The 24,531-nt window shown below is 31.1% G+C and carries 26 protein-coding genes; 15 read left to right on the forward strand and 11 right to left on the reverse strand.

Annotated features, from left to right (window positions below):
• Positions 1 to 136: 136 nt before the first annotated feature.
• From J3359_RS07940 to J3359_RS07975, 8 genes are all read right to left on the reverse strand, one after another.
• Positions 137 to 643 (reverse strand): ferritin, encoded by a 507-nt coding sequence (locus tag J3359_RS07940; protein ID WP_208080164.1) that lies wholly within the window; start codon positions 641 to 643, stop codon positions 137 to 139.
• 92 nt (positions 644 to 735) lie between these two features.
• Positions 736 to 1,023 carry a hypothetical protein gene (locus J3359_RS07945; RefSeq protein WP_208080165.1) on the reverse strand — a complete coding sequence of 96 codons (288 nt, stop codon included), beginning with the start codon at positions 1,021 to 1,023 and terminating at the stop codon, positions 736 to 738.
• Between the two features lie 161 nt (positions 1,024 to 1,184).
• Positions 1,185 to 2,240: an NAD(P)/FAD-dependent oxidoreductase gene (locus J3359_RS07950; protein ID WP_208080166.1), complete on the reverse strand. Its 1,056-nt coding sequence runs from the start codon at positions 2,238 to 2,240 to the stop codon at positions 1,185 to 1,187.
• A 215-nt stretch (positions 2,241 to 2,455) separates the two neighbouring features.
• Positions 2,456 to 2,692 carry a NifU family protein gene (locus tag J3359_RS07955; protein ID WP_208080167.1) on the reverse strand — a complete coding sequence of 79 codons (237 nt, stop codon included), beginning with the start codon at positions 2,690 to 2,692 and terminating at the stop codon, positions 2,456 to 2,458.
• A gap of 3 nt (positions 2,693 to 2,695) precedes the next feature.
• Positions 2,696 to 3,841 (reverse strand): Mrp/NBP35 family ATP-binding protein, encoded by a 1,146-nt coding sequence (locus J3359_RS07960; protein WP_208080168.1) that lies wholly within the window; start codon positions 3,839 to 3,841, stop codon positions 2,696 to 2,698.
• Positions 3,842 to 4,350: 509 nt separating this feature from the next.
• Complete coding sequence (locus J3359_RS07965; protein WP_208080169.1) at positions 4,351 to 4,686, reverse strand: MGMT family protein; 336 nt, start codon at positions 4,684 to 4,686, stop codon at positions 4,351 to 4,353.
• Positions 4,687 to 4,934: 248 nt separating this feature from the next.
• A complete protein-coding gene (gene trmB / locus J3359_RS07970) occupies positions 4,935 to 5,606 on the reverse strand; it encodes a tRNA (guanosine(46)-N7)-methyltransferase TrmB (protein WP_208080170.1) in 672 nt (223 codons plus the stop codon).
• Positions 5,607 to 5,615: 9 nt separating this feature from the next.
• Positions 5,616 to 5,837, reverse strand: coding sequence for a DUF6341 family protein (locus tag J3359_RS07975; RefSeq protein WP_208080171.1), 222 nt, complete (start codon positions 5,835 to 5,837; stop codon positions 5,616 to 5,618).
• Positions 5,838 to 5,879: 42 nt separating this feature from the next.
• Between J3359_RS07975 and J3359_RS07980 the strand changes: the two genes are divergently transcribed.
• Positions 5,880 to 6,809: a DUF6427 family protein gene (locus tag J3359_RS07980; protein WP_208080172.1), complete on the forward strand. Its 930-nt coding sequence runs from the start codon at positions 5,880 to 5,882 to the stop codon at positions 6,807 to 6,809.
• Here J3359_RS07980 and upp read toward each other — a convergent pair.
• Both upp and J3359_RS07990 read right to left on the reverse strand, forming a co-directional pair.
• Positions 6,804 to 7,457 (reverse strand): uracil phosphoribosyltransferase, encoded by a 654-nt coding sequence (gene upp / locus J3359_RS07985; RefSeq protein ID WP_208080173.1) that lies wholly within the window; start codon positions 7,455 to 7,457, stop codon positions 6,804 to 6,806. The two genes, J3359_RS07980 and upp, sit on opposite strands and share 6 nt — an antisense overlap.
• Before the next feature lie 86 nt (positions 7,458 to 7,543).
• On the reverse strand, positions 7,544 to 8,116 hold the full coding sequence (locus J3359_RS07990; protein ID WP_208080174.1) for a hypothetical protein: 573 nt from the start codon (positions 8,114 to 8,116) through the stop codon (positions 7,544 to 7,546).
• A gap of 149 nt (positions 8,117 to 8,265) precedes the next feature.
• Here J3359_RS07990 and lysM point away from each other — a divergent pair, with 149 nt between their 5' ends.
• The 8 genes from lysM to J3359_RS08030 all read left to right on the forward strand — a co-directional run bounded on the left by lysM (position 8,266) and on the right by J3359_RS08030 (position 15,290).
• Positions 8,266 to 8,736, forward strand: a complete 471-nt coding sequence (lysM, locus tag J3359_RS07995) for a peptidoglycan-binding protein LysM (RefSeq protein WP_208080175.1) — start codon at positions 8,266 to 8,268, stop codon at positions 8,734 to 8,736.
• 134 nt (positions 8,737 to 8,870) lie between these two features.
• Positions 8,871 to 9,758: a DMT family transporter gene (locus tag J3359_RS08000; RefSeq protein ID WP_208080176.1), complete on the forward strand. Its 888-nt coding sequence runs from the start codon at positions 8,871 to 8,873 to the stop codon at positions 9,756 to 9,758.
• Positions 9,759 to 9,989: 231 nt separating this feature from the next.
• On the forward strand, positions 9,990 to 10,844 hold the full coding sequence (locus tag J3359_RS08005) for a YicC family protein (protein WP_208080441.1): 855 nt from the start codon (positions 9,990 to 9,992) through the stop codon (positions 10,842 to 10,844).
• 70 nt (positions 10,845 to 10,914) lie between these two features.
• Positions 10,915 to 11,514, forward strand: a complete 600-nt coding sequence (gene gmk / locus J3359_RS08010) for a guanylate kinase (RefSeq protein WP_208080177.1) — start codon at positions 10,915 to 10,917, stop codon at positions 11,512 to 11,514.
• Positions 11,515 to 11,702: 188 nt separating this feature from the next.
• Positions 11,703 to 12,284: a nicotinate (nicotinamide) nucleotide adenylyltransferase gene (gene nadD / locus J3359_RS08015; protein ID WP_208080178.1), complete on the forward strand. Its 582-nt coding sequence runs from the start codon at positions 11,703 to 11,705 to the stop codon at positions 12,282 to 12,284.
• A 79-nt stretch (positions 12,285 to 12,363) separates the two neighbouring features.
• Positions 12,364 to 13,230: a M23 family metallopeptidase gene (locus J3359_RS08020; RefSeq protein ID WP_208080179.1), complete on the forward strand. Its 867-nt coding sequence runs from the start codon at positions 12,364 to 12,366 to the stop codon at positions 13,228 to 13,230.
• The gene (locus tag J3359_RS08025; protein ID WP_208080180.1) at positions 13,230 to 14,729 is read left to right on the forward strand and encodes a GH3 auxin-responsive promoter family protein; all 1,500 of its coding nucleotides are present in this window, start codon (positions 13,230 to 13,232) and stop codon (positions 14,727 to 14,729) included. The genes J3359_RS08020 and J3359_RS08025 overlap by 1 nt, the downstream gene beginning before the upstream one ends.
• A gap of 111 nt (positions 14,730 to 14,840) precedes the next feature.
• Entirely contained in the window at positions 14,841 to 15,290 is a 450-nt protein-coding gene (locus J3359_RS08030; RefSeq protein ID WP_208080181.1) for a 6-pyruvoyl trahydropterin synthase family protein, read from the forward strand.
• Positions 15,291 to 15,471: 181 nt separating this feature from the next.
• Here J3359_RS08030 and J3359_RS08035 read toward each other — a convergent pair whose 3' ends face one another.
• Positions 15,472 to 16,809 carry a transposase gene (locus J3359_RS08035; protein ID WP_367890392.1) on the reverse strand — a complete coding sequence of 446 codons (1,338 nt, stop codon included), beginning with the start codon at positions 16,807 to 16,809 and terminating at the stop codon, positions 15,472 to 15,474.
• Between the two features lie 804 nt (positions 16,810 to 17,613).
• On the opposite strand from J3359_RS08035, the gene J3359_RS08040 reads away from it, so the two are divergent.
• From J3359_RS08040 to J3359_RS08065, 6 genes are all read left to right on the forward strand, one after another.
• Positions 17,614 to 18,408, forward strand: a complete 795-nt coding sequence (locus tag J3359_RS08040; protein WP_208080182.1) for a hypothetical protein — start codon at positions 17,614 to 17,616, stop codon at positions 18,406 to 18,408.
• 610 nt (positions 18,409 to 19,018) lie between these two features.
• Positions 19,019 to 19,513 carry a hypothetical protein gene (locus J3359_RS08045; RefSeq protein ID WP_208080183.1) on the forward strand — a complete coding sequence of 165 codons (495 nt, stop codon included), beginning with the start codon at positions 19,019 to 19,021 and terminating at the stop codon, positions 19,511 to 19,513.
• Between the two features lie 9 nt (positions 19,514 to 19,522).
• Complete coding sequence (locus J3359_RS08050) at positions 19,523 to 19,723, forward strand: hypothetical protein (protein WP_208080184.1); 201 nt, start codon at positions 19,523 to 19,525, stop codon at positions 19,721 to 19,723.
• 424 nt (positions 19,724 to 20,147) lie between these two features.
• Positions 20,148 to 21,506, forward strand: a complete 1,359-nt coding sequence (locus J3359_RS08055; RefSeq protein ID WP_208080185.1) for an IS110 family RNA-guided transposase — start codon at positions 20,148 to 20,150, stop codon at positions 21,504 to 21,506.
• 46 nt (positions 21,507 to 21,552) lie between these two features.
• The gene (locus J3359_RS08060) at positions 21,553 to 22,281 is read left to right on the forward strand and encodes a hypothetical protein (RefSeq protein WP_208080186.1); all 729 of its coding nucleotides are present in this window, start codon (positions 21,553 to 21,555) and stop codon (positions 22,279 to 22,281) included.
• Between the two features lie 884 nt (positions 22,282 to 23,165).
• Positions 23,166 to 24,413 (forward strand): transposase, encoded by a 1,248-nt coding sequence (locus J3359_RS08065; RefSeq protein WP_496559661.1) that lies wholly within the window; start codon positions 23,166 to 23,168, stop codon positions 24,411 to 24,413.
• Positions 24,414 to 24,531 lie beyond the last annotated feature (118 nt).

The raw sequence follows: 24,531 nt of genomic DNA on the forward strand, positions 1-24,531 counted from the left end.
TTTCGTTTGTTGTTCAAATATACAAAAAAGTATACGTATTTCCTTTTTAAGGATATTAAGACTTTATTAAAAAAAAATAGAAATAAAAAAACCGAAACTTTAAAGTTTCGGTTTTGTTGTTATTTTTAGAAAATATTTACTCTGTTGGTAAACGTTCGTCAATCATTTTTAATGGCATATCTCCCATCAATTCAAAAACATCTAAAATGCTTCTTACTGTATCTTCTTCTTCTACTTGCTCGCTTACAAACCATTGTAAAAATACTTCCGATGCAAAATCGTCTACTTTTCTTGCTTGTTTAAAGCATTTGTAAATAGATTGTGTTACGTGTATTTCTTGGTCTAAAGATTTTTCGTAAATTTCTCTTAGTCCCTCAAAGTCGTTATTAACTTCTGGAATTGAAGGAGAAATTGCAGCGCCTCCAGCGTCGTTTATAAAGTTAAAAATCTTCATTCCATGTGCTCTTTCTTCCTCTGCTTGCTTGTAAAAAAAAGCTTTACTATTTAATAATTCGCGTTGGTCGCACCAAGATGCCATTGCCAAATAAGAGGCAGATGCATGCATTTCTAATGCGATTTGATCGTTTAAAACATCCATAACTTCTGGATGAATTGTCATTTGTTTTCTTATTGCTGTTTTCATAATTTCTTAATTTTATACAAAGGTACAGTAAAAATTACTTGATTTATTGATATAAAAAAATTTAAAAGCAGTCTAAATAAATATACTTTTCTTTAAAATTCTGAAAAAGTGTACGAAATTTCTTCTTTTAAATCTAATAGTGTAGGGATATCTAAAAACACCAAATGCTTTCTATCTGCAATAAACAACAACACAAAATTTTCATTTGAGATAATGTGTTCTAAATTATCTAAAGTGGTTAAAAGATTTATTTTATTTCTTAACTGAAGTACTTGTGGAAAAGTAAGGGGCATTACTTTTTCGCCTATCTTTAATTGATAGTTGCAAAAAGTATGTTTTTTAAGCTGAATATTAAAAGTTACATCAATTAACATTTCCATAGTACAAATATAAATTTTATTTAGAATAAATTAAAATAAAATTCAAGAAAATTGTATTTTTTTGTTTTATTAAAAAATATTCAAAACTTGAAGTGGCTCAATAACTTTGTAATCGTCAAGTAATATTTCTCCACAAGAGATCGATGACATACTAAATCTTCCTACTCTATCTTTTTAACAACTGCTTTTGGGGCTTCTTTTCTGGTTCCATCAAAACCATCTACACCACCAACTGTTGTGTATTTCATTACATATTTTTTATCTGGAAAAATTCTTTGAAACGCACTTTGGCACATTAAAGTTGCTTCGTGGAATCCACAAAGAATCAATTTTAATTTTCCTGGATAGGTGTTTACATCGCCAATTGCGTAAATTCCTGGAATATTAGTTTGATAATCTAAAGCGTTGTTCACTTTTATGGCGTTTTTCTCAATTTCTAATCCCCAATTAGCGATTGGTCCTAATTTTGGTGACAAGCCAAAAAGCGGAATAAAATGATCTGTTTCAATCGTGAATTCTTCCCCTCCTTTTTGTACCACAGAAACTCCTGCTACTTTGTCTGTTCCTATAATTCCTTTTACTTCTGCAGGTGTAATCATGTTTATTTTACCTGCGTCTTTTAATTCTTGTACTTTTTCTACAGAATCTAAAGCGCCTCTAAATTCGTTTCTTCTGTGAATTAAAGTAACTGAAGAAGCTACATCTGTTAAGAAAATAGACCAGTCTAAAGCAGAGTCTCCCCCTCCAGAAATCACCACTTTTTTATCTCTATAAAATTCTGGATCGCGAATAATGTATTCTACTCCTTTGTCTTCGAAATCTGCAATGTTAGGAATTGGTGGTTTTCTTGGCTCGAAAGAACCTAATCCACCAGCAATTGCAACTACTTTTGCTTGATGTTTTGTACCTTTATTTGTAGTAACTATAAAAGTTTCGTCTTCTTGTTTTTCGATGGTTTCTGCACGTTCGCCTAAGGTAAAGCCTGGTTCAAATTGTTTAATTTGTTCCATTAATTTATCGGTTAAATCGCCTGCTAAAATTTCTGGATATGCAGGAATATCGTAAATTGGTTTTTTGGGATAAATTTCTGAACATTGCCCACCTGCTTGTGGCAAAGCGTCTATTAAATGGCAACGCAGTTTTAATAATCCTGCTTCAAAAACGGTAAATAATCCTGTGGGCCCTGCACCAATAATTAAAATATCTGTTGTAATCACTTTTTTTCTTCTTTATCTATTTAGACCTCAAAGGCTTTAAAAATCCTTGAGGTCTTTTTTTTCTTTCTCGTGAGCACGTTAAGTTTCGAAATTCCAGGAGAAGTGGCATCCTTTTTTTATTTTTCTTAAAAAAAGATATAACGTAAAACCCCACCTTTTTAAGGAACGCCCAAAATTATATTATTCTGTTTGTTTAAAAGCTGATTTTTATCAGTTTAAGCTACGTTTATAACTTCTTCTATTTGTGGCGCGTACTTTTTAATGGTTGCTTCCACTCCATTTTTTAGCGTCATTTGGTTTACAGAACAACCTGTGCAAGCGCCTTCTAATTGTACTTTTACAACAGAATCTTCGATTGAAAGTAACTTAATATTACCACCATCGCTCATTAAAAACGGACGAATTTCATCTAACGCTTTTTCTACATTGTCTAGTGTTTCTTGTGTTGTCATATTTTATTTTTTTACTGAACTGCAACCACTCATTGTTGTAATTCTAACAATTTCTGTTGGAGGTAAATTTTCGTTTCTTTTTAAAAGTTGAGCCACCATTTCTTTGGTAATATTGTTAAAAGCTTCTTCTAAAAGAGTACCTTCTTGTAACGCCACTGGATGCCCAACATCGCTAGATTCACGAATGCTTTGTACTAAAGGAATTTCGCCTAAAAATTGCGTTTTTATATCTTCTGCCAAGTTTTTTGCGCCATCTTTTCCAAAAATGTAATATTTATTATCTGGTAATTCTTCTGGCGTAAAATATGCCATATTTTCTACGATTCCTAAAACTGGAACGTTAATGTTTTCTTGCTGAAACATGGCAACTCCTTTTTTAGCATCTGCCAATGCAATATTTTGTGGTGTACTTACTACAACTGCGCCATTTATTGGCAATGCTTGTACAATTGATAAATGCACATCTCCTGTACCTGGTGGTAAATCGATTAAAAGAAAATCTAATTCGCCCCAGTCTCCATCGAAAATAAGCTGATTTAATGCTTTTGAAGCCATTGGTCCTCTCCAAATTACAGCTTGGTTTGGATCGGTAAAAAACCCTAAAGATAATAATTTTACTCCGTAATTTTCGATGGGTTTCATTTTCGAACGTCCATCTACTTTTACAGAAAGTGGTCTTTCTTTCTCTACATCGAACATAATATGTTGCGATGGTCCATAAACATCGGCATCTAAAATACCTACATTAAAGCCCATTTTCGATAGTGAAATTGCTGTATTTGCTGTAATTGTAGATTTACCAACGCCACCTTTTCCTGATGCAATTGCAATAATGTTTTTAATATTTGGAATTTCCTTACCACGAATTTGATTCGGGTTTGAATTTTCTTTGGCAACTGGTTTTTCTACTGTTACATTTACTTTTATGTCTATATCTTCAGAAACATTGCTTTTAATCGCTTTTATAATTTCTGACTCAACTTTCTTTTTCGCCTGTAATGTTGGATTGTTAATTGTAATTTCTACAATTACTTCTTTACCAAATATTACTACGTTTTTTAAGTTGTTATTTTCCACCAAACTTTTTCCTTCTCCAGGAGCTGTTATGGTTTCTAATGCTTGTTGTATGTCTTTTTTGTTAAAACTCATTTTTTTTCGAATGTCAGGTCGAGCGCAATCGAGACCTTATATATTTGTTTGTTCTATAAAAACCTCTCATAAGCTGCGCTTTTATCTTCAAATTAAAATGTTTTTAATTTTTTAATAATGCTTAAGAAGACTATTTATAGTTTTAATTAAGATTTAATCTTGATTACAAAGATACACTTAACTGTTTAAAAAAGAAAGCTTGTGGATTGTGAATATTTATAGATTGATAAGTGGAAATGATGGTTGTTTTTTTCTTGCAAAGTTTTTTTCTCGAAAAAACGCAAAGATGCAAAGACTCAAAGGGTATTTGTTAAAACTGAGTGTTTTTTTACCACATAGCATAGAAAACATAGCCAATCTTTGTGAGTGCTGTGTTTATCTGTGAATCACGTCGCAACAATCTGTGAAAATTTGTGAAATCTGTGTCTTTTTTTAATTTTTTATAATCATAATTTAAAAAAAACTCTGCGAATCTCTTTAATTCTCTGTAAAACTCTGTGTAATAAATTTTAAGATAACTCTTCCATCGGATTCCAAAAAACAGTTTCTAAATCCTGAATTTGATTTTCAACAACCACAATTCCTTCGCTTTCTAATAATTGTTGCATTAGATTTGTGCCATCGAAATGATGTTTTCCTGTTAATAATCCTTTTTTATTGACAACTCTATGTGCTGGAACTTCTTTTTTTTGATTATGAGAATTATTCATTGCCCAACCCACCATTCTTGCAGATTTTGCAGCACCTAAATACGTAGCAATTGCGCCATAACTTGTTACTCTTCCATGTGGAATTAAACGTGCCACTTTATACACTTTATCAAAAAAATTATCTGACTCTTTCATTTTTGAAAGATAGGAAATATACACAGAGTTTTACAGAGAAAAGCACAGAGATTCACAAGATTTAAAAAAATATTTTTGATAAATACTTGTTATTTCGCCTTTTCGCTTCTTAAGCTTACCAAATGAGTACTTAGAAAACATATAAAACGCTTCAATAAGCTTAGTGCAATATTATTAGGTATTAGTCCCTAAATTTAATTATTATCGAATTTAAAGAAAAATTAGCGAATTCGTCGCAAATAAAACGTCTAATACTTCAATCGAAATTGAATGTATGTAATAGGTTTGTTTACTGCTAAATATTGGTTCTCGTAAAAAGTTTGTGTTTCCACTACTTCTTTTGGAGCGCCTTCGTTTTTATATACTGTATGGTTTGCGTATAAAACTTCATGCCCTTCTCCATGTAACAACCCTAAAGTGTAACCGTGCATAAATTCGCTATCGGTTTTTAGGTTTACAATGCCTTTCTCGTTTAAAATATGATGATATTTCTTCAAGAAATCTACATTTGTCATTCTGTGTTTTGTACGCTTGTACTTTATTTGTGGATCTGGGAAGGTAATCCAAATTTCGGAAACTTCGTTTTCTGCAAAAATAAAGTCTACCAACTCGATTTGTGTTCTTACAAATGCCACGTTTGGCAAATTTTCTTCGAGAGCCGTTTTTGCTCCTCGCCAAAAACGAGCACCTTTAATATCGATTCCAATATAGTTTTTATTTGGGTTTTTTCTTGCCAAGGCAATTGTATACTCGCCTTTACCACAACCCAATTCTACGATAATAGGATTCTCGTTTCCAAAAAAAGAATGCCATTTACCTTTGTAAGTAAAGTTGGTTACAACTTCTTCTCTCGTTGGTTGAATGACATTTTTAAACGTTTCATTTTCTTTGAAACGTTTTAGTTTATTTTTGCTTCCCAAGGTGTAAAATTATGCTCTATCTTCTGTTCCTTCTCTTACAAATCGCTTAGATTCTTTCATCCAGTAGGCAAAAAGAACTAATAAAACTAATAGAAAAAACCAGTTTACTGCGTTAGAAACCCACCATCCAAAATCTGCATGTGCTACACTTGTACGTAACCATTCAAAAGGGATGAATAAGAGATCTGTAAATAAACTACCAATCCATCTAAAAATATTGCTTGCTATCATAACTTAATTATCTTTACAGTGCAAAAATAACAAAAGAAAACGATGTTAGCCAATTTTTTAAGCAAATCTAAACCAATCAATTTTATTGTGCTTTTAGCACTATTCTTTTGTGTCTTTTTATTTGATGCAATTACAGTATATGCTTCCAAAGCTTTTACGCTTACTATTTTTATGGAAAATCTTGGCTTTTTATTGCTTTTTTTACTCATATTTTTCTTTTATAATTTTGTGATTTCTAAGAACAGCTTAACAAAAGACAATAGCTACGCGTTCTTTATTTTTACAGTGTTTTTAAGTTATTTTATTGTAAAATTATTTTCTTTTAAAGTGCTTTTTTTATTGCTGATTTACATGCTATTTCTAAGAAAAATTTACAGCTTAAAATCTTCAAAAAAAGTGCTTCAAAAATTATTTGATAGTGGTTTTTGGCTCGCTATTTTATTTTTTATCGAACCTTTTTCTGCAATGTTTGCATTGCTAATTTATGTAGCAACTTATGTGCACCATAAAATTACAATACACACTTTGCTAACGCCAATTGTTGGTTTTTGTGCTCCTTTATTTATTTATTATGCGTATTGTTTGTGGTTTAACGAAGTAGCTCTTTTTGCAAATATGTTTGTTTTTAAGCAGTTTAATGAAATTTCTTTTTATGCTGAAAATAATTTTTATTGGATTGTAATTGCCATATTAACATTTACAGTTGTTGGCTATTTCTTAAAAACTCCAAAAGCACTTTCTGTAAATAATTCTTTTAAGAAAAACTGGATTATTTTAACATTCAATTTAATAATATCCATTTTTTTCTTGCTTTTAATTCCTGAAAAAACGGGTGTAGAAATTCTTTTTCTTATTTTTCCAGCAGCTGTAGTTGTTGCAAACGGACTTGAAATGATAAAGAACGATTTAATTAAGAATGTCGTTTTCTATTTATTGTTAATTAGCTCAGTATTATATACAGTATTGCTATAATTTTGTTCCGTAAGCCAAATCTCCTGCATCTCCCAAACCTGGTACGATGTAGCCTTTATCGTTTAATTTATCGTCTATTGTAGCAATCCATAATTTTGTGTTTTCTGGAAAATAATTTTTAATAAAATCGACACCTTCTTTAGAACCAATTACAGCAACAATATGAATCTCTTTTGGAATTCCATATTTTTTAATTGCTTCGTAAACAGCAACTAAACTTTGCCCAGTTGCCAACATTGGGTCTGCCAGCAATAACGTTTTATTATCAATTGATGGCGATGCAAAATATTCGACAACAATTTCGAATTTATTATCGTTTTTAGGATGATGCCTGTATGCAGAAATAAACGCATTTTCTGCATCATCGAAATAATTTAAAAGACCTTGGTGTAAAGGTAAACCTGCTCTTAAAATGGAGCACAAAACAACATCATTATAAGACAATTGTATTTTTTTCTTTCCTAAAGGAGTTTTAACATACACACCCGAATACGATAATTTTTTACTTAATTCGTAGCCTAAAACTTCGCCAATTCTTTCGATATTTCTTCGAAATCGAAGCGAATCTTTTTGAATGTTAACATCTCTAATTTCTGCGATAAATTTATTTAAGATTGAATTCTTTTCAGCAATATGATGTATTTCCATTTGTAATGTCTTTCTAACAAAATTACAAAAAAGAAAGCGCAATTTTAAAAGTAAAATTGCGCTTTAAAATACTATTTTATGTAGCTTTAGAAATTATACCCAAAACGTACAGAAAAATCGCCTAACCAACCACTGGCAGAAGAGTTTTTACTTGAAATAAAACCATAACCATACCCAAGTCTTAATTCAAAATCGAAATTAGACCCTAAATCTCTTCGAATTCCCCAGGAAGGAATAATCGTAAAAAAACCACTGTTAATTGTTACATTCTTATTATTAGAGATAATAAACCAATTAGGATTATATTTTGTTCTTAAACTAAAAAAATTGGCTGCATTATTTTTAACGGATCTTCCTTTTTTAGTTCTTTCCTCAAAATTATAATACCATCTTGGTTCTAAAGATAATGCTGGCAATAAAATATATTGATATTTTGGGGTATCGTTACTTCCATAAGAAAATCCTGCATCTAAACCTATTTCGGTTCGCAAAGCAAACTCATTATTTAATCTGGCTTCGTTGTAAACCCAAGCACCTAAAATACCTGTTTGAACTCCATACATAGATTTTTTTACACCTACTTTATCTTTACTGTTTTGAGAAAATAAAAAAAAGGTTGAAAAAAGAAATGCGACTGCTAATAAAGATTGTTTATTCATTATATAATTGTTTTGGATTGATTACTAAAAAGAAAACTCTAAACAAAAACTATGCCATAAAAAATATTTTTTTCGAGCAATTTTATCGCAAAAAAATGTATCTTGTACCTTATTAAGGTAAATTTTAAGAACTAAAAAAAATAAAAAAAATGGGAATTTTTTCATTTATTAAAAATGCAGGAGCAAAAGTTTTTGGTATTGGTAAAACAACAGAAGAAGAAAATGCAGAAAAATCTGAACAGTTAAGAAACGTAATTACAACCTTAGGTTTAGAGGTAAAAGATTTATCTATTGAGGTAGATGACGATGCTGTAAAACTTTGGGGAGAAGCTTTAGATTTGGCGACCAAAGAAAAAGTAGTTTTAGTCGTAGGAAATACCAATGGAGTTGCCTCTGTGGAAGATAATATGTCTGTTGCAGAAATAGCAATTATCGAAGAAGCAGAAATGGCAAAATTCCACACTGTAGAAAGTGGAGATACTTTAGGTAAAATTGCCAAAGAATATTATGGAAATGCTATGAAATATCCTGTAATTTTTGAAGCGAACAAACCTATGTTATCTCACCCAGACAAAATTTATCCTGGGCAGGTTTTAAGAATTCCGCCTTTAGTGGATTAAACTAAAAAAAAAATCAACCAAAAGTTAATTAACCTAACTTAAAAGAGTTTCAATTTATTTTGAAGCTCTTTTTTTACGCCTAGTTTTAAAATTATCCTCAACTTTGCAAATTCATTTTTCTTACATAAATTATTATGAATAAAAGAGTTTTAGCATTAATTGCAGTTACCATTGCTACAATAATCTATGGGGTAAATTACACCATTGCAAAAGATGTTATGCCCATGTACATAAAACCTTATGGCTTTATTTTTATTAGGGTCTTAGGTGCTACTGCCATTTTTTGGGTTTTAGGTTTGTTTGTAAAATCTCAAAAAATAGAAAAAGAAGATTATAAAAAAATTCTTTTAGCTTCCTTTTTTGGAGTTGGTTTAAATATGTTGTCTTTCTTTAAAGGTCTAAGCCTAACAACGCCCATAAGTGCTTCTGTAATGATGGTAACTTCGCCAATTATGGTGCTTGTTTTTTCGAGTATTCTTATTCGAAAAGCGATTGGAAAACAACGAATAATTGGTGTATTTATCGGTTTAATTGGTACTATTTTACTAATTACCTATGGAAGTTCTTCAAAAGGAACTGCAACCAATAACAATCTTGGTAATTTCTTGGTTTTTGTTAATGCTTCCTCCTATGGTTTGTATTTAGTTTTGGCGAAAAATTTAATTAAAAAATACCATCCGCTTGTTTTTGTAAAATGGCTCTATTTATTCGGACTTATTTTTATAATTCCTGTTGGTTATTGGGAGTTTTCGGAAATTGTTTGGGAGGCAATTCCTACTAATATGTATTGGAATATTGGTTTTGTGGTTGTTTTTACAACGTGTATCACTTACTTATTCAACTTATATGGTTTATCGAAATTAAAACCAACAACTGTAAGTGTTTTTATTTATTTACAACCTGTAATTGCTTCTATTTATGCCTTAATTGTAGGTAGCGATTCTTTAAATTTGGTAAAAATAGGTGCTACTTTATTAATCTTTTTTGGTGTTTATTTGGTAACAAAGCAGGTGAAAAAATAAACACGAATTTCGCTAAAAACACGAATTAATTTTAATAAAATAATGCCACGAATTCACGAATTATTTTTTAAAATATACTGATTATTTTTTAGGAAAGAAACAAAATTCGTGAATTTGTGGCAATAAAACTTAACGAGTTTGTCTTGTATTTTACTTCAATAATAGCTCAAAAAAACATTATTAAAACTATATTTGCAACTTATTAAAAACGACGAATTTATGATTCAATCTATGACTGGTTATGGAAAAGCAGTTTTACAATTACCAACCAAAAAAGTAACCATAGAAATTAAATCTTTAAACAGTAAAAACCTCGATTTAAACGTTCGAATTCCTTCTTATTACAAAGAACAAGAGCTAAATGTTCGTAAGAAATTAGCAAAGGCTTTGGTTCGAGGAAAGGTAGATTTTTCTATTTTCGTTGAAATGACTGCAGATGAAACTTCAACTGTTTTAAATAATGGTGTTGTGCAACAATACATGCAACAATTAAGAAATGTGGTGCAAACTGGAAGTTCAAACGATGTTGAATTGCTAAAAATGGCAGTAAGAATGCCAGATGCTTTAAAAACGGAACGTGAAGAATTAGATGAAAATGAGTGGAATATCATTAACGAACATATAGATATTGCAATTAAAGAAATTGTGCAATATAGAATTGATGAAGCATCTTCTTTAGAGATTGATTTTAAGGAAAGAATTGCAAATATTAAAACCTATTTAGAGGAAGTAAAAGCGTTGGATGGAGACAGAGTAGAGAATGTAAAAACGCGTTTAAAAAAGGCAATTGACGATTTAAAAGTAGACACAGACGAGAATCGTTTCGAGCAAGAATTAATCTATTATTTAGAGAAATTAGACATTAATGAAGAGAAAGTTCGTTTGGCAAATCATTTAGATTATTTCTTACAAACCTTGGCTTCCGACGATTCTAATGGAAAAAAATTAGGTTTTATCGTTCAAGAAATGGGACGTGAAATTAACACAACTGGTTCTAAAGCCAATTTTGCGCCAATGCAAAAAGCGGTTATTCAAATGAAAAATGAGTTGGAACAGATTAAAGAACAGATTTTAAACGTACTATAAATTTAGGTTTCGACTGCGCTCAACCAGACATTCCTTTCTGTCTTTAGAGTGAAAATTATATTTTATCAAAATGAAAGATTTTAAAGGAAAATTATTCGTGTTTTCTGCACCATCAGGCTCTGGAAAAACTACGATTGTTCGCCATTTATTGGCACAAGAAAAATTTAATTTAGCCTTTTCTATTTCTGCAACTTCAAGATCACCAAGAGGTTTCGAAAAAGATGGCGAAGATTATTATTTTATCTCTCTAAGAGATTTTAAAGATAAAATTAAAGCCAATGAATTTTTAGAATGGGAAGAAGTTTACAGAGACAATTTCTATGGAACTTTAAAAAGTGAAGTCGAACGTATTTGGGCGCAAAAAAAACATGTTATTTTTGATATTGATGTGGTTGGAGGTTTAAGAATTAAGAAGAAATATCCAGAAAAAACATTGTCGGTTTTTGTGAAACCACCAAGTGTAGATGAACTTAAAATTCGTTTAAAAAAACGCAAAACAGAAAGCGAAGAAAAAATAAATATGCGAATCGCAAAAGCTTCAGTAGAATTAGCAACTGCACCTCAATTCGATAAAATTATTAAAAATTACGATTTAGATATCGCTTTAAAGGAAGCAGAAGATTTAGTGAGTGATTTTTTGAATGAAGAGGAAGTTGGAAGTTTGAAGTAGGAAGTTGGGAGTATGAAGTTGGGAGTATGAAGGTGGAAAGCACGAAGTAGAGAAGCAGGAAGGTAAATTGATTATTAGAAAAGTATAGAGAAAATTTAAAAAATGTGGGAAGTAGGAAGTGGGAAGTAGCAAGTTAAATATTGACTGAATACTTCAAGCTCCCAGCTTCCAACTTCAAACCGTTTACAATGAAAATCGGCTTATATTTTGGCACTTTTAACCCCATTCATGTGGGGCATTTAATTATTGCCAATCAAATGGTAGAAAATTCAGACTTAGATGAGATTTGGATGGTGGTTACTCCTCACAACCCATTTAAGAAGAAAAGTTCTTTACTGGAAAATCATCACAGGTTTGAGTTGGTTTATAGAGCCACAGAAAATTATCCGAAAATTAAACCTTCGGATATCGAGTTTAAATTACCTCAACCCAATTATACCGTTTTTACCTTAGCAAATATTACTGAAAAATACCCTGATAAAGAATTTTGTTTAATTATGGGTGAAGATAATTTGAAGAGTTTTCATAAATGGAAAAATTATGAAACCATTTTAGAGCATCATCATATATATGTTTATCCAAGAATTTCTGAAGGAAAAGTAGCAACTCGATTCGATAAGCACCCAAAAATTCATAAAGTAGAGGCTCCAATTGTAGAGATTTCTTCAACAATGATACGAAATGGAATTAAAGAAAGTAAAAATGTACAACCTATGTTAACCAAAGAAGTTTGGGATTATATAGACGAAATGAATTTCTACAAAAAATAATTTAATTATTTTTATTCCGTTACTAAAATATACGCTCTGTAAGTGTTTCTGTATATTTGTACTATTCAAATTTTAATTTGTGGCTAAAAAGGATAAAAAAAAGGGAAAACTAAAACAAAAACTAACTGATAAATACAGATTAGTCGTTTTAAACGAAAACACGTTCGAAGAGCGTTTTTCCTTAAAACTATCACGTTTAAATGTGTTTGTTTTAGGAGGTGTTTTCTCAATTTTATTAATTATCTTAACCACAGTTTTAATTGCATTTACACCCATTAAAGAGTACATTCCAGGCTATTCTTCTTCTAAATTAAAAGCAACTGCTGTAAAATTAACTTTCGAAACAGATTCTTTAAAAGCCAAATTAACCACTTTAGAAAACTATACAAAAGCTTTAAAACCTGTTTTAACAGGAGAAATAAAACCAGAAAGCATCGATTCTATTATTTCGAAAAATACTCCTATTATTGTTGACGAAAGTAAATTAAATGCTACTAAAGAAGATTCTTTATTTAGAGAAAAAATAGATCGAGCAACACGTTTTTCTATCTTAAATAATTCAAGAAATAAGAATAATATTGTTTTTTTCGCCCCATTATCGGGTTCAATTTCTCAAAATTTCGATTCAAATACCAAGCATTTTGCAGTAGATATTGTTGCTACAACAGGAACACCAATAAAAGCAGTTGCAGATGGAACCGTTATTTTTTCTGGCTGGAATACAGAAACTGGCTACGTAATTATTCTAAAACATAGCAACGATTATATTTCCGTTTACAAACACAATGGAAATTTACTAAAACAACAAGGCGATTTTGTAAAATCGGGCGAAGTTATTGCTACTGTTGGTTCTACTGGAGAATTAACTACGGGTCCACATTTGCATTTCGAACTTTGGAGTGGTGGTTATGCTGTAAATCCTACTAATTTTATCGATTTTAAATAATGAGTATCAAATCTTTTTTTGCAATTCCGTTTGCCAAATTCGCCACCAAAAAAGTGCAAAAATGGGCTAAAAAACCATTTGAAACACAAGAAAAAGTTTTTAAAAATTTAATTGCGGAAGGAAGTAAAACTGCTTTTGGAAAGGATCATAAATTTAATGAAATTACCACATACGAAGATTTTAAAAAACACGTAAAAGTTACAGATTACGAAGGTTTAAGACCTTATGTAGATAGAATGGTTGCTGGCGAAGAAAATGTACTTTGGAAAGGAAAACCACTCTATTATGCAAAAACTTCTGGTACAACTTCTGGCGCAAAATACATTCCTATTACCAAAGAATCGATGCCAACACATATAAAAGCAGCCAGAAATGCACTGTTATTTTATATTGTTGAAAAAAACGACGCCAGTTTTGTGAATGGAAAAATGATTTTTCTACAAGGAAGCCCAGTTTTAGAAGATAAAAATGGTGTTAAATTAGGGCGTTTAAGTGGAATTGTGGCACATTATGTACCACAATATTTATTAAAAAATCGTTTGCCAAGTTGGGAAACCAATTGTATTGAAGATTGGGACACCAAAGTAAATGCTATTGTAGAGGAAACTGTAAATGAAGACATGACTGTTATCAGTGGAATACCATCTTGGGTACAGATGTATTTCGAAAAACTGATTGAAAAAACGGGTAAAAAGGTCTCTGAATTGTTCCCAAATTTTAATTTCTTTATTTACGGAGGTGTAAATTTTGAACCTTATAAAAACAAGTTCGAAAGTTTAATTGGTAAAAAAATCGATTATATAGAGTTATACCCAGCTTCCGAAGGTTTTATTGCCTACCAAGATTCGCAAACCGAAAAAGGAATGTTGTTGCAATTAGATTCAGGAATTTTTTATGAATTTATTCCTGCAACCGAGTTTTTTGATGAAAATCCTACAAGAATTTCTATAAAAGATGTAAAAATAGGCGTGAATTACGTGATTATTTTAAATACAACTGCAGGTCTTTGGGGTTACAATATTGGCGATACTGTAGAATTTACTTCAACAAAACCTTATAGAATTAAAGTAACAGGAAGAATAAAACACTTTATTTCTGCCTTTGGCGAACACGTTATTGGTAAAGAAGTAGAGAAAGCCTTGAATGATTCCATAAAAGGAACCAATATAAATATTAGTGAGTTTACAGTGGCGCCACAAGTAAATCCTACAAGTGGTTTGCCTTACCACGAATGGTTTATAGAGTTTGAAAATGAACCAGAAAATTTAGACCAATTTGCCGAAAAAGTAGATGCTTCTATGCAGGCACAAAATATTTATTACTTCGATTTAATTGAAGGAAAAATATTACGTAAACTTGTTATTAGAAAAGTAAAAAAAGGTGGTTTTCACGAATATATGAAATCTATTGGTAAATTTGGCGGACAAAACAAAATTCCGCAATTGTCGGACAACAGAAAAATTGCTGATGTTTTAGATAATTTTTTAGTGGAGAAATAATTACATAACCATAATAAATACACGTAAAATGGGAGGAAATCATTTATTTTTAATAATCGCGATAGCTTTAGTTATTATATACTATTTTAATAAATTTAGAAACAGACGTTAATGAGTACAATTAGAATTACAAAGCAATTTAATTTTGAAACAGGTCATGCTTTATATGGTTATGATGGAAAATGTAAAAATGTTCACGGACATTCTTATAAACTTTCTGTAACTGTTTCAGGAAAACCAATTAAAGATACTACAAACGTAAAATTTGGGATGGTTATCGATTTTGGAGATTTAAAAAAAATTGTAAACGAAGAAATTGTAGATATTTTCGACCATGCTACTGTTTTTAATAAAAATACACCTCATGTAGAATTAGCCAAAGAATTAATGGACAGAGGACATGATGTTTTATTGGTAGATTACCAGCCAACGAGTGAAATGATGGTAATTGATTTTGCTAAAAAAATTAAAAAAAGATTGCCAAAAAACATCAAACTTCATTCTATAAAACTACAAGAAACAGATACCAGTTTTGCAGAATGGTATGCTTCTGAGAATTAAAAAGATTATTTTGGCACATTCAGAAAATAGGTTATTTTTAAAAATGCAGCTAAAATTGCGGGCATAATTATTTAAATTCTACCCTCAATTTTTGTTTTAAAGCTGTTTTAAGGGTTCAGTTTCTTAAAAATTTCCCAACAAGACATACCTCTCCCATAAAACTATATTCAATGCTTCAAATTTAGGCTACTTGTTGTGCTGTTTTAGCTATTTTTCTTCGGCCAATTTCAAGAGCATTCCCTGTGTGTATTCCAAAGAATATCCATAGAATTTCATTCTTTTTAGTTTTGGCTTTTATTTTTCGTAAGTGATAATATTCTTTATCCTTTCCAAAAGAACCTTCTAATCTTGTAGCTCTTTCTTTTGCGATAATAGCTCTAAGTTGCTTTTTTTCTTTATGATTTTTCGGCTTTTTTCCCTTGGGGATAAAGTCTGTTTCTATGTTCTTAGAACTACAGTGTTTTCTATTTTTATTGGTGGCATAAATTTTATCTGCTCCAGCTATTTTTACTTTTTTTCGAGTTAATCCTTGTGCTTTTTGGACTGTTTGAATAAAACGATTTCCTTCATGAAATGCATTAAAGTTAATATGTTCGATAAAGCTAATTCCATCAATTTGAACTTTGTTAACTTTTGCTCCAAATTCAACAGGTTTTACTTCCTTTCCTCGAACAATAGGACGAATATAATCCTTTTGAATGCTTACAATTCTATCTTTGATTTTTTCTCCTGTATCAAAATGATCTTTTTGTTGTTTGTAAATCCTTTGAATTGTATTTATTCGCTTATAATACAAAGCTATAAACTCAATATTGTGATTTTCTGACAACTCTTTTTCAAAGTTGATAAATTTACTTAACAGATTGAGTAAACCTCGGGTTAATGAAATACGTTTCGACTTGGTTTTTCTTCGCATTTTACTAAATCCTTGATAACGTTTTTTCCACTTGATATATTTACTTCTAATCATTTTAACCCCTAATATAGAGCAGGTTTTACGTAATTGATTGTACAACCAATGAACCGACTCCCAAAGTAATTTTTGGATGCTAGGGTAACGAACTTCACTTTCATAACAAGTAGCATCCATTACAATTTGATTGGGGTTTTCAATTTCGTTTTTCCAAGAGTTGAATAGAATTTTTTCTATGGAATTAATATCGAGTTTCTCTGCTAATTCACAACGTATTTGGCTCACTATTTTATAGTTTGTTAAACGTTCAAAACCTAGTTCTATATCACAGAAAAATTGATAGTCTAAATTCGAGTTTAGTTGCTCAATCAATTTTCTATCTGAACAATTAGCATAATGTTTTAAAAACATTAAACCTAGTCTTCCTTTAGGACTAAAAAGATAGTTTCTCCCTTTTGATTGTTCAGAAATACCAAAAGAGCTAACTAAATCATTCCAAGGAATTGCAGAGTAGATTTTACCTAAATCTCCCTCTAAAAATCGCGCATAATGAGCATCATAATTCTCGCTGAGGGGAAAAAATTGAAATGCGGTGTTGCATTTCAGAAATTCTTCGTACTTTCATAATTATCGAAATTAAAACCCCGTTTTTTGCCTATATTGGCCATTTTCGGGGTTTATTATAGCTACAAAATACAACAAATCCCTCGTAAAAACAAGGGATGCGTTGTTTTATGAAAGCGCCCACAAAATGCGGAATTAAAAAGCCGACTGAAACATAATATTGACCAAAAAATAAACGGACAAAAAAGCACTAAAGCTAACAAAGTATAAAAATAATTGCTAATTTTAGCCTAACCAAAGGTAGTTGCAATTTTGCACACTTCTGAATTTCATGCTGAAATTCCTCGCGCACAAAATCGCAACTATTCTTATACAAACACGTTGCCAAATATAGCTCACTCACTCAAAACCTGAATTGAAAATTGAGTTTTTAAAGCTAAAAAAGGAATTTAAAAATTGTGAAACACTCTCTCGATAATCGGAATTTTAGCAAAATGTTGAGTTTATAAAATGTGAAAAACTACTCTTTCGAAGTTTCGGAATTGAAAACTAAATGGTGGAATTATCACTCAATCCCAAAATTTCGGAAACTGAATTTAGAAAATTAGCGGGATTCTTACTCAAACTTGAAAAATAAAAAATGAGGAATTGACAAAAACTCAAATTAACAATGAAAAAAACTACATTTGGCAACAAAGTATAAAAATAATTGCTAATTTTAGCTTAACCAAAGGTCGTTGCAATTTTGCACACTTCTGAATTTCATGCTGAAATTCCTCGCGCACAAAATCGCAACTATTCTTATACAAACACGTTGGGCTTCATTTCTCACTCGAACTCTAAAAAATGAAAAAGAAGATAGTAATTACATTTTTTTTAATTTTATTTATTCTAATTGGAATTTTTGGTTGGAAATATTTGAATTGGAAGAACAGCCTGTATGAACAACCTGCTTCTTTAGATTTATTTATAGTTCAATCATTTTTTGAAAAAGATGAAGAATATCCTTGGATAGAATTTTGGGGAAATGCTTGGAATAATGTTCCTAATAATGAAAACAGAAATGTTGAATGGTTATATAATAAAAAAGATTTCGAAAATTTAGATTCTATATATTTAGGTTTAAAAAACACCACAAATGAAAAATTTTATTATGTAACTTGGGGAAAGCCTAATTCAAGAATTAGAATTAGCTATTCAGTATTTAAAAATGGAGCAAAAGACTCTATTCCTTTTGGAGGTTTTGGTTGCGGAACAGGAATATATATTGCTCCTTTAAAAAAAGGAAAAGTTGCTGGATCTAAATTTTTAAATCCACTAATGTATAATCCTTTCAATAATTATCCATTACCAATTAAAAATAAAAAATTTTCTGAATTATTTAAGGAAATATATGGAGATTCTGTTTCAATAAAATTTGAACAAGCAACTTATAGTCTACCCTGGAATAAAATTCCTTCTCAAATGATTTCATCTCCTGAAATTATTGTTTCTACAGAAAAAATTATTGAAAATTGGAGAAATGGTAAGTTTAAATCAAATGACGAATTTGAAAAGGAAAGAGAAGCAGGTTTTTATATCAAAAAAAATGGTGAATACGAATTAAGTTCTATTTATGAAAAAAAAGGGAAAAACGAATAATTGAAAACTGAAAATTAAAAACGAAAGCCCAACACCGTGTAAAAAAAATTGCTAGCTTCTTGCCTACTTGCGAAAAACCTCGCGGTTTTTCTTGGTTTGTGTTTTATTTACTAACTTTAGTGCTTAAACCCGCAACTTTTCCTACACAACAACGTTGGCAACCATTTAAGAAAAATCCGTAAACATTTGAAAAATCCAGCCAAATAGAACCGAAAAAAATATTGTGGGCGGAATTGAATTGCGGAATTGACAAACTGAACTGAATACAAAACCGAATGAAAACGGATTTTTTGCCGACTAAAAGCTGAACCGAAAATTTTTGAGTTTTAAGCCGATTTCTGACAAGCGAAACGCATAAGAAACGTGAAAATTATTGCGGAATAAAAAACTGAACCGAAAACTATTGCGCCGAATTTTACTCGGACGGAAAAAATCAGCGGAAAAAGAATCGAATTTTTTTTTGAGTTTAAGAAAATTCTCACGTTTTATAATTCCACATTTGAGTAAATTCCCATGCAAAATCTTACGAGCGAGCGAGTGCTCAGCATTTTGAAATTCCTTTTTTGTGATAAAACCGATTAGTTTTAATTCACTATTTTTCAGCGTTTGAGTGAGAACAATATTTGCTAACATCTCTTATCATAGAAAGATAAACTCACGTTTATTTTTGGGAGTAGATTATTATGATTTTAATTCATACAATGAAATAAATCCTGTAAGTCTTTCTTTAAGTCCTGTATTAGAAAGAAATAAATTCATATCTAAAACTGAAAGTCAACAAATTAGAATAAGCGGTTTTTATGACATTTTGGTTAGAAATAAATTTATAATTAGAGCAGGTTTATATATTCCTTTTTTCAATAGTTCAAAAGTAGATTTAACCTTAATTTACCAAGATGAAATGAATCAAAATAGTTTATTTTTGGTATCAGTATCTACAAATGAAAATAAGTTTTATTTAGGAATTGTTGATTCAGAGATTTCAATTGATTTTCTTTATGATTTAAATTTTTTAGAAGCTGGAATTTCTACTTCTTGGCACTCAAGTATAAGTCGAAACGATCCAATTATGAGATTCTCTGCTGTTTTAAATATCTATTTATAAAATAAAAATATGGACTTTAGGTTAAAAAACAAAACATTTGGAAAGTTTATCTTAACATCAAATCTTTTGGTTGTAATAATTTTATGTTTTAACAGTTGCATTGAAGAAGATATTTGCACTAAACAAGTTAATATTCCAAGATGGAATGAGCAAGAACAAATATTTGAAGATAATTTTCAAGATTTTCCCTGTGATTACAATGGAATTTAAAAAATGGAATAAGTTGGAAACTGAAAAAACAACGAAATGGCAACACCGTATATAATTTATTGCTGGCTTCTTGCCTACTTACGAAAGTCCTCGCGGACTTTCTTGGTCGGAAATTATTTACTAAATTAGTTGCTTGAAACACGCAACAAACCATATACAAAACCGTTGGCCACAATCCCCCATAGAAAGCTTCTTTCCTCATTACGTTGGCTAACGTAAAAATCGTATCTTTCTAAATAATTAATTTGAGCTCTTTGCAAGGCCGTTTTTCAAAGTGTTGCTACTGCGTGTAAGCACGTGCGCAATCCTGGTTGAAATGTTTGCCATCAGTACATTGGCGATCCCGATAGCTATCGGGAATCCCGTTCAGAATAATCTCTTTGCCTAAAGCACATTTCCTTAGAGCTTTTTAAAATCTTTAAGTATGAAAGAACAAATTAGCTTAGATGTAGTCAATAAAAATGCAGCAGGCATTGATATTGGTAGTAGAAGTCATTGGGTGGCAGTTGGTCAGAGCGATGACTTAATCAAAGAGTTTGGCGTCTACAATGAAAATCTATACCAACTCGCCGATTGGTTGACCTCTCACAACATTAAGCATGTTGCTATGGAGAGTACCGGAAACTACTGGCAAAATTTACATGCCGTACTGCTCTCAAGAGGATTTGAGGTAACCCTGTGCAATGGTAAATTTACCAAAAACATCAAAGGAAAGAAAACAGATGTCAAAGACTGTCAATGGATCCAAAAACTACACAGTTTAGGACTGCTCTCGGGTAGTTTTTTACCCGATGAAGACACCGAAATACTCAGAACATACACAAGACACCGATACAATCTGATAAAACAAGCTGCCTCGGCAACAAAGAAGATGCAGAAATACCTTAGACTTATGAATATTCGCCTCGATGTAGTGGTCAAAGATGTGGTGGGACTTACAGGACTTAAAATTATTCGTGCCATTGCTCTAGGCGAAACCGATCCAGAAAAACTAGCAAGTTTACGTCATTACAACTGCAAGAAAAGCGAAGAAGAAATTGCCAAAGCATTGCACTCCAACGGAAGAAAAGACTTCCTTTATGCACTAAAAGATGAGCTAGACACCTACGATTTCGTGCAAAAGAAAATAAGAGAATGTGACGACCAGATTGCCGCAAAACTCGACGAAATAATAGGTAAAGACCCTGAAAAACAAGAACATTATATCGATAAGAAACCGTATAAACGCATTAACAAAAACACCCCTAAAGACATAGACATCAATTTAAAATCCTACCAAATGTTCAAAGGTGTAGACCTTTTAGCCATAGAAGGTATGAGTTACAATACCGTCCTTACCATCATGAGTGAAGTAGGTTTTGATGGAATCAAAAAGTTTAATTCCGCAAAACAATTTACATCTTGGCTTAGGCTGGCGCCCAACAACAAAGTAAGTGGTGGAAAAGTGCTATCCAGCAAAATAGGGAAAGGAAGCAACAGACTCAAAATTGCTCTGCGAAATGCAGCAAACTCCATTGGTAATTTAAAAGACAGCACACCCCTGCGGGATTTTTTCCATAGAATCAACTTCAGAAAAGGCCGTGTCTCGGCCATCACTGCAACAGCAAGAAAATTAGCAGTCATCATTTGGAATATGGTCACAAAAGGAATTCCATACCAAAACCCAGAAGGCTATCTCTACCTTGACCAAAAAAGAAAATTAGGTATCGTTAAAAGAATGAAGAAACAAATCACTAAATTTGGAATAACAAATGACGATTTAGAGCTAAACACAACCCCTTGAAAAACAAGAATTTAATTTTACGTTAGTCAGAATTTGAAAAAATGTTATGAAAAGAATTAAGTTATTAATTATCACACTATCGTTAGTGTTATTTTTTTCTTGTGAGAAAGATGACGTTAGAGAAGAATTACCCGGAACACCGACATCAATCTCTGGAACTGTTAAAGACTATCATCGAAATTTAGATGTGAATAATTTTGAAATAAAACTAATTAAATATTGGTCGTGTCCTGGTGGAGGAATAGGACCCAATTATTGTACAAAAGAAATTGCAACAACTTATTCAGATATTGATGGAAACTACCAATTAGATTTTGACTACAATTTACGAAGTGATGAAAATTATCGATTAGCTTTTAATGAAACTGAAAACAACACCTATTATTATGAATTTGTTTCAAATTCTGGAGAATTTTATAGAGATTATAATACTTCGAATTTAGTTGAGGGAGAAAATAATATTCTAAATTTAAATGCTTTTATTCCAATTAAATTAAAATTTAACCTCACTGTTTTAAATAATCACACACCACCTTTAATTACTGGAATAGAATATAATGACAATTTTGACTTTGGCACTGAATTTACCTATGATAATTTTAAGTCGTTTGAAAGAAAAACTCGACCAAATTCTGAAATTAATATTAAATTCTGGTATATCGAAAATTATAATTCAAATAGTCCGATTTTTCACTACGCACCAGTTGTTTCATATCAAACTGACGAAAATGAATTAACTGAATTGGATTTTGAAATAGACTGCAATGGATTTTAAAAAACTACTGCCAACACCGTATATAATTTATTGCTAGTTCTAGCCTACTTACGAAAATCCTCGCGGATTTTCTATTCGGTTTGTATTTGCTAAATTAGGTGCTTAAAACACGCAACAAACCATATACAAACACGTTGGCAACCATTTAAGAAAAATCCGTAAACATTTGAAAAATCCAGCCAAATAGAACCGAAAAAAATATTGTGGGCGGAATTGAATTACGGAATTGACAAACTGAACTGAATACAAAACCGAATGAAAACGGATTTTTTGCCGACTAAAAGCTGAACCGAAAATTTTTGAGTTTTAAGCCGATTTCTGACAAGCGAAACGCATAAGAAACGTGAAAATTATTGCGGGATAAAAAACTGAACCGAAAACTATTTCACCGAATTTTACTCGGACGGAAAAAGAATCGATTTTTTTTTTGATTTTTAAGTAATAATCCGAAAAGCTGTGTTTATCTACGAAAATGAATCTGAAAAGGAAAAAGCAGAATCGGAATGTGGAAAACCGTAAAAAGAATTAAGCAGAATTGACTAAATTGGTCGTTTAAAGAATAAAAACGGCTGAATTAAAGCTGACGTGAAAAAGCAGAGCGACAAAGGAAAAACGGTTGCCAACAAAGTATAAAAATAATTGCTATTTTTAGCTAGGCACTTTCATAAAACAACGAATCCCTTGTTTTTACGAGGGATTTGTTGTATTTTGTAGCTATAATAAACCCCGAAAATGGCCAATATAGGCAAAAAACGGGGTTTTAATTTCGACAATTATGAAAGTACGAAGAATTTCTGAAATGCAACACCGCATTTCAATTTTTTCCCCTCAGCGAGAATTATGATGCTCATTATGCGCGATTTTTAGAGGGAGATTTAGGTAAAATCTACTCTGCAATTCCTTGGAATGATTTAGTTAGCTCTTTTGGTATTTCTGAACAATCAAAAGGGAGAAACTATCTTTTTAGTCCTAAAGGAAGACTAGGTTTAATGTTTTTAAAACATTATGCTAATTGTTCAGATAGAAAATTGATTGAGCAACTAAACTCGAATTTAGACTATCAATTTTTCTGTGATATAGAACTAGGTTTTGAACGCTTAACAAACTATAAAATAGTGAGCCAAATACGTTGTGAATTAGCAGAGAAACTCGATATTAATTCCATAGAAAAAATTCTATTCAACTCTTGGAAAAACGAAATTGAAAACCCCAATCAAATTGTAATGGATGCTACTTGTTATGAAAGTGAAGTTCGTTACCCTAGCATCCAAAAATTACTTTGGGAGTCGGTTCATTGGTTGTACAATCAATTACGTAAAACCTGCTCTATATTAGGGGTTAAAATGATTAGAAGTAAATATATCAAGTGGAAAAAACGTTATCAAGGATTTAGTAAAATGCGAAGAAAAACCAAGTCGAAACGTATTTCATTAACCCGAGGTTTACTCAATCTGTTAAGTAAATTTATCAACTTTGAAAAAGAGTTGTCAGAAAATCACAATATTGAGTTTATAGCTTTGTATTATAAGCGAATAAATACAATTCAAAGGATTTACAAACAACAAAAAGATCATTTTGATACAGGAGAAAAAATCAAAGATAGAATTGTAAGCATTCAAAAGGATTATATTCGTCCTATTGTTCGAGGAAAGGAAGTAAAACCTGTTGAATTTGGAGCAAAAGTTAACAAAGTTCAAATTGATGGAATTAGCTTTATCGAACATATTAACTTTAATGCATTTCATGAAGGAAATCGTTTTATTCAAACAGTCCAAAAAGCACAAGGATTAACTCGAAAAAAAGTAAAAATAGCTGGAGCAGATAAAATTTATGCCACCAATAAAAATAGAAAACACTGTAGTTCTAAGAACATAGAAACAGACTTTATCCCCAAGGGAAAAAAGCCGAAAAATCATAAAGAAAAAAAGCAACTTAGAGCTATTATCGCAAAAGAAAGAGCTACAAGATTAGAAGGTTCTTTTGGAAAGGATAAAGAATATTATCACTTACGAAAAATAAAAGCCAAAACTAAAAAGAATGAAATTCTATGGATATTCTTTGGAATACACACAGGGAATGCTCTTGAAATTGGCCGAAGAAAAATAGCTAAAACAGCACAACAAGTAGTCTAAATTTGAAGCATTGAATATAGTTTTATGGGAGAGGTATGTCTTGTTGGGAAGTTTTTAAGAAACTGAACACTTAAAACAGCTTTAAAACAAAAATTGAGGGTAGAATTTAAATAATTCT

Source organism: Polaribacter cellanae, assembly GCF_017569185.1.
Classification (GTDB): domain Bacteria; phylum Bacteroidota; class Bacteroidia; order Flavobacteriales; family Flavobacteriaceae; genus Polaribacter; species Polaribacter cellanae.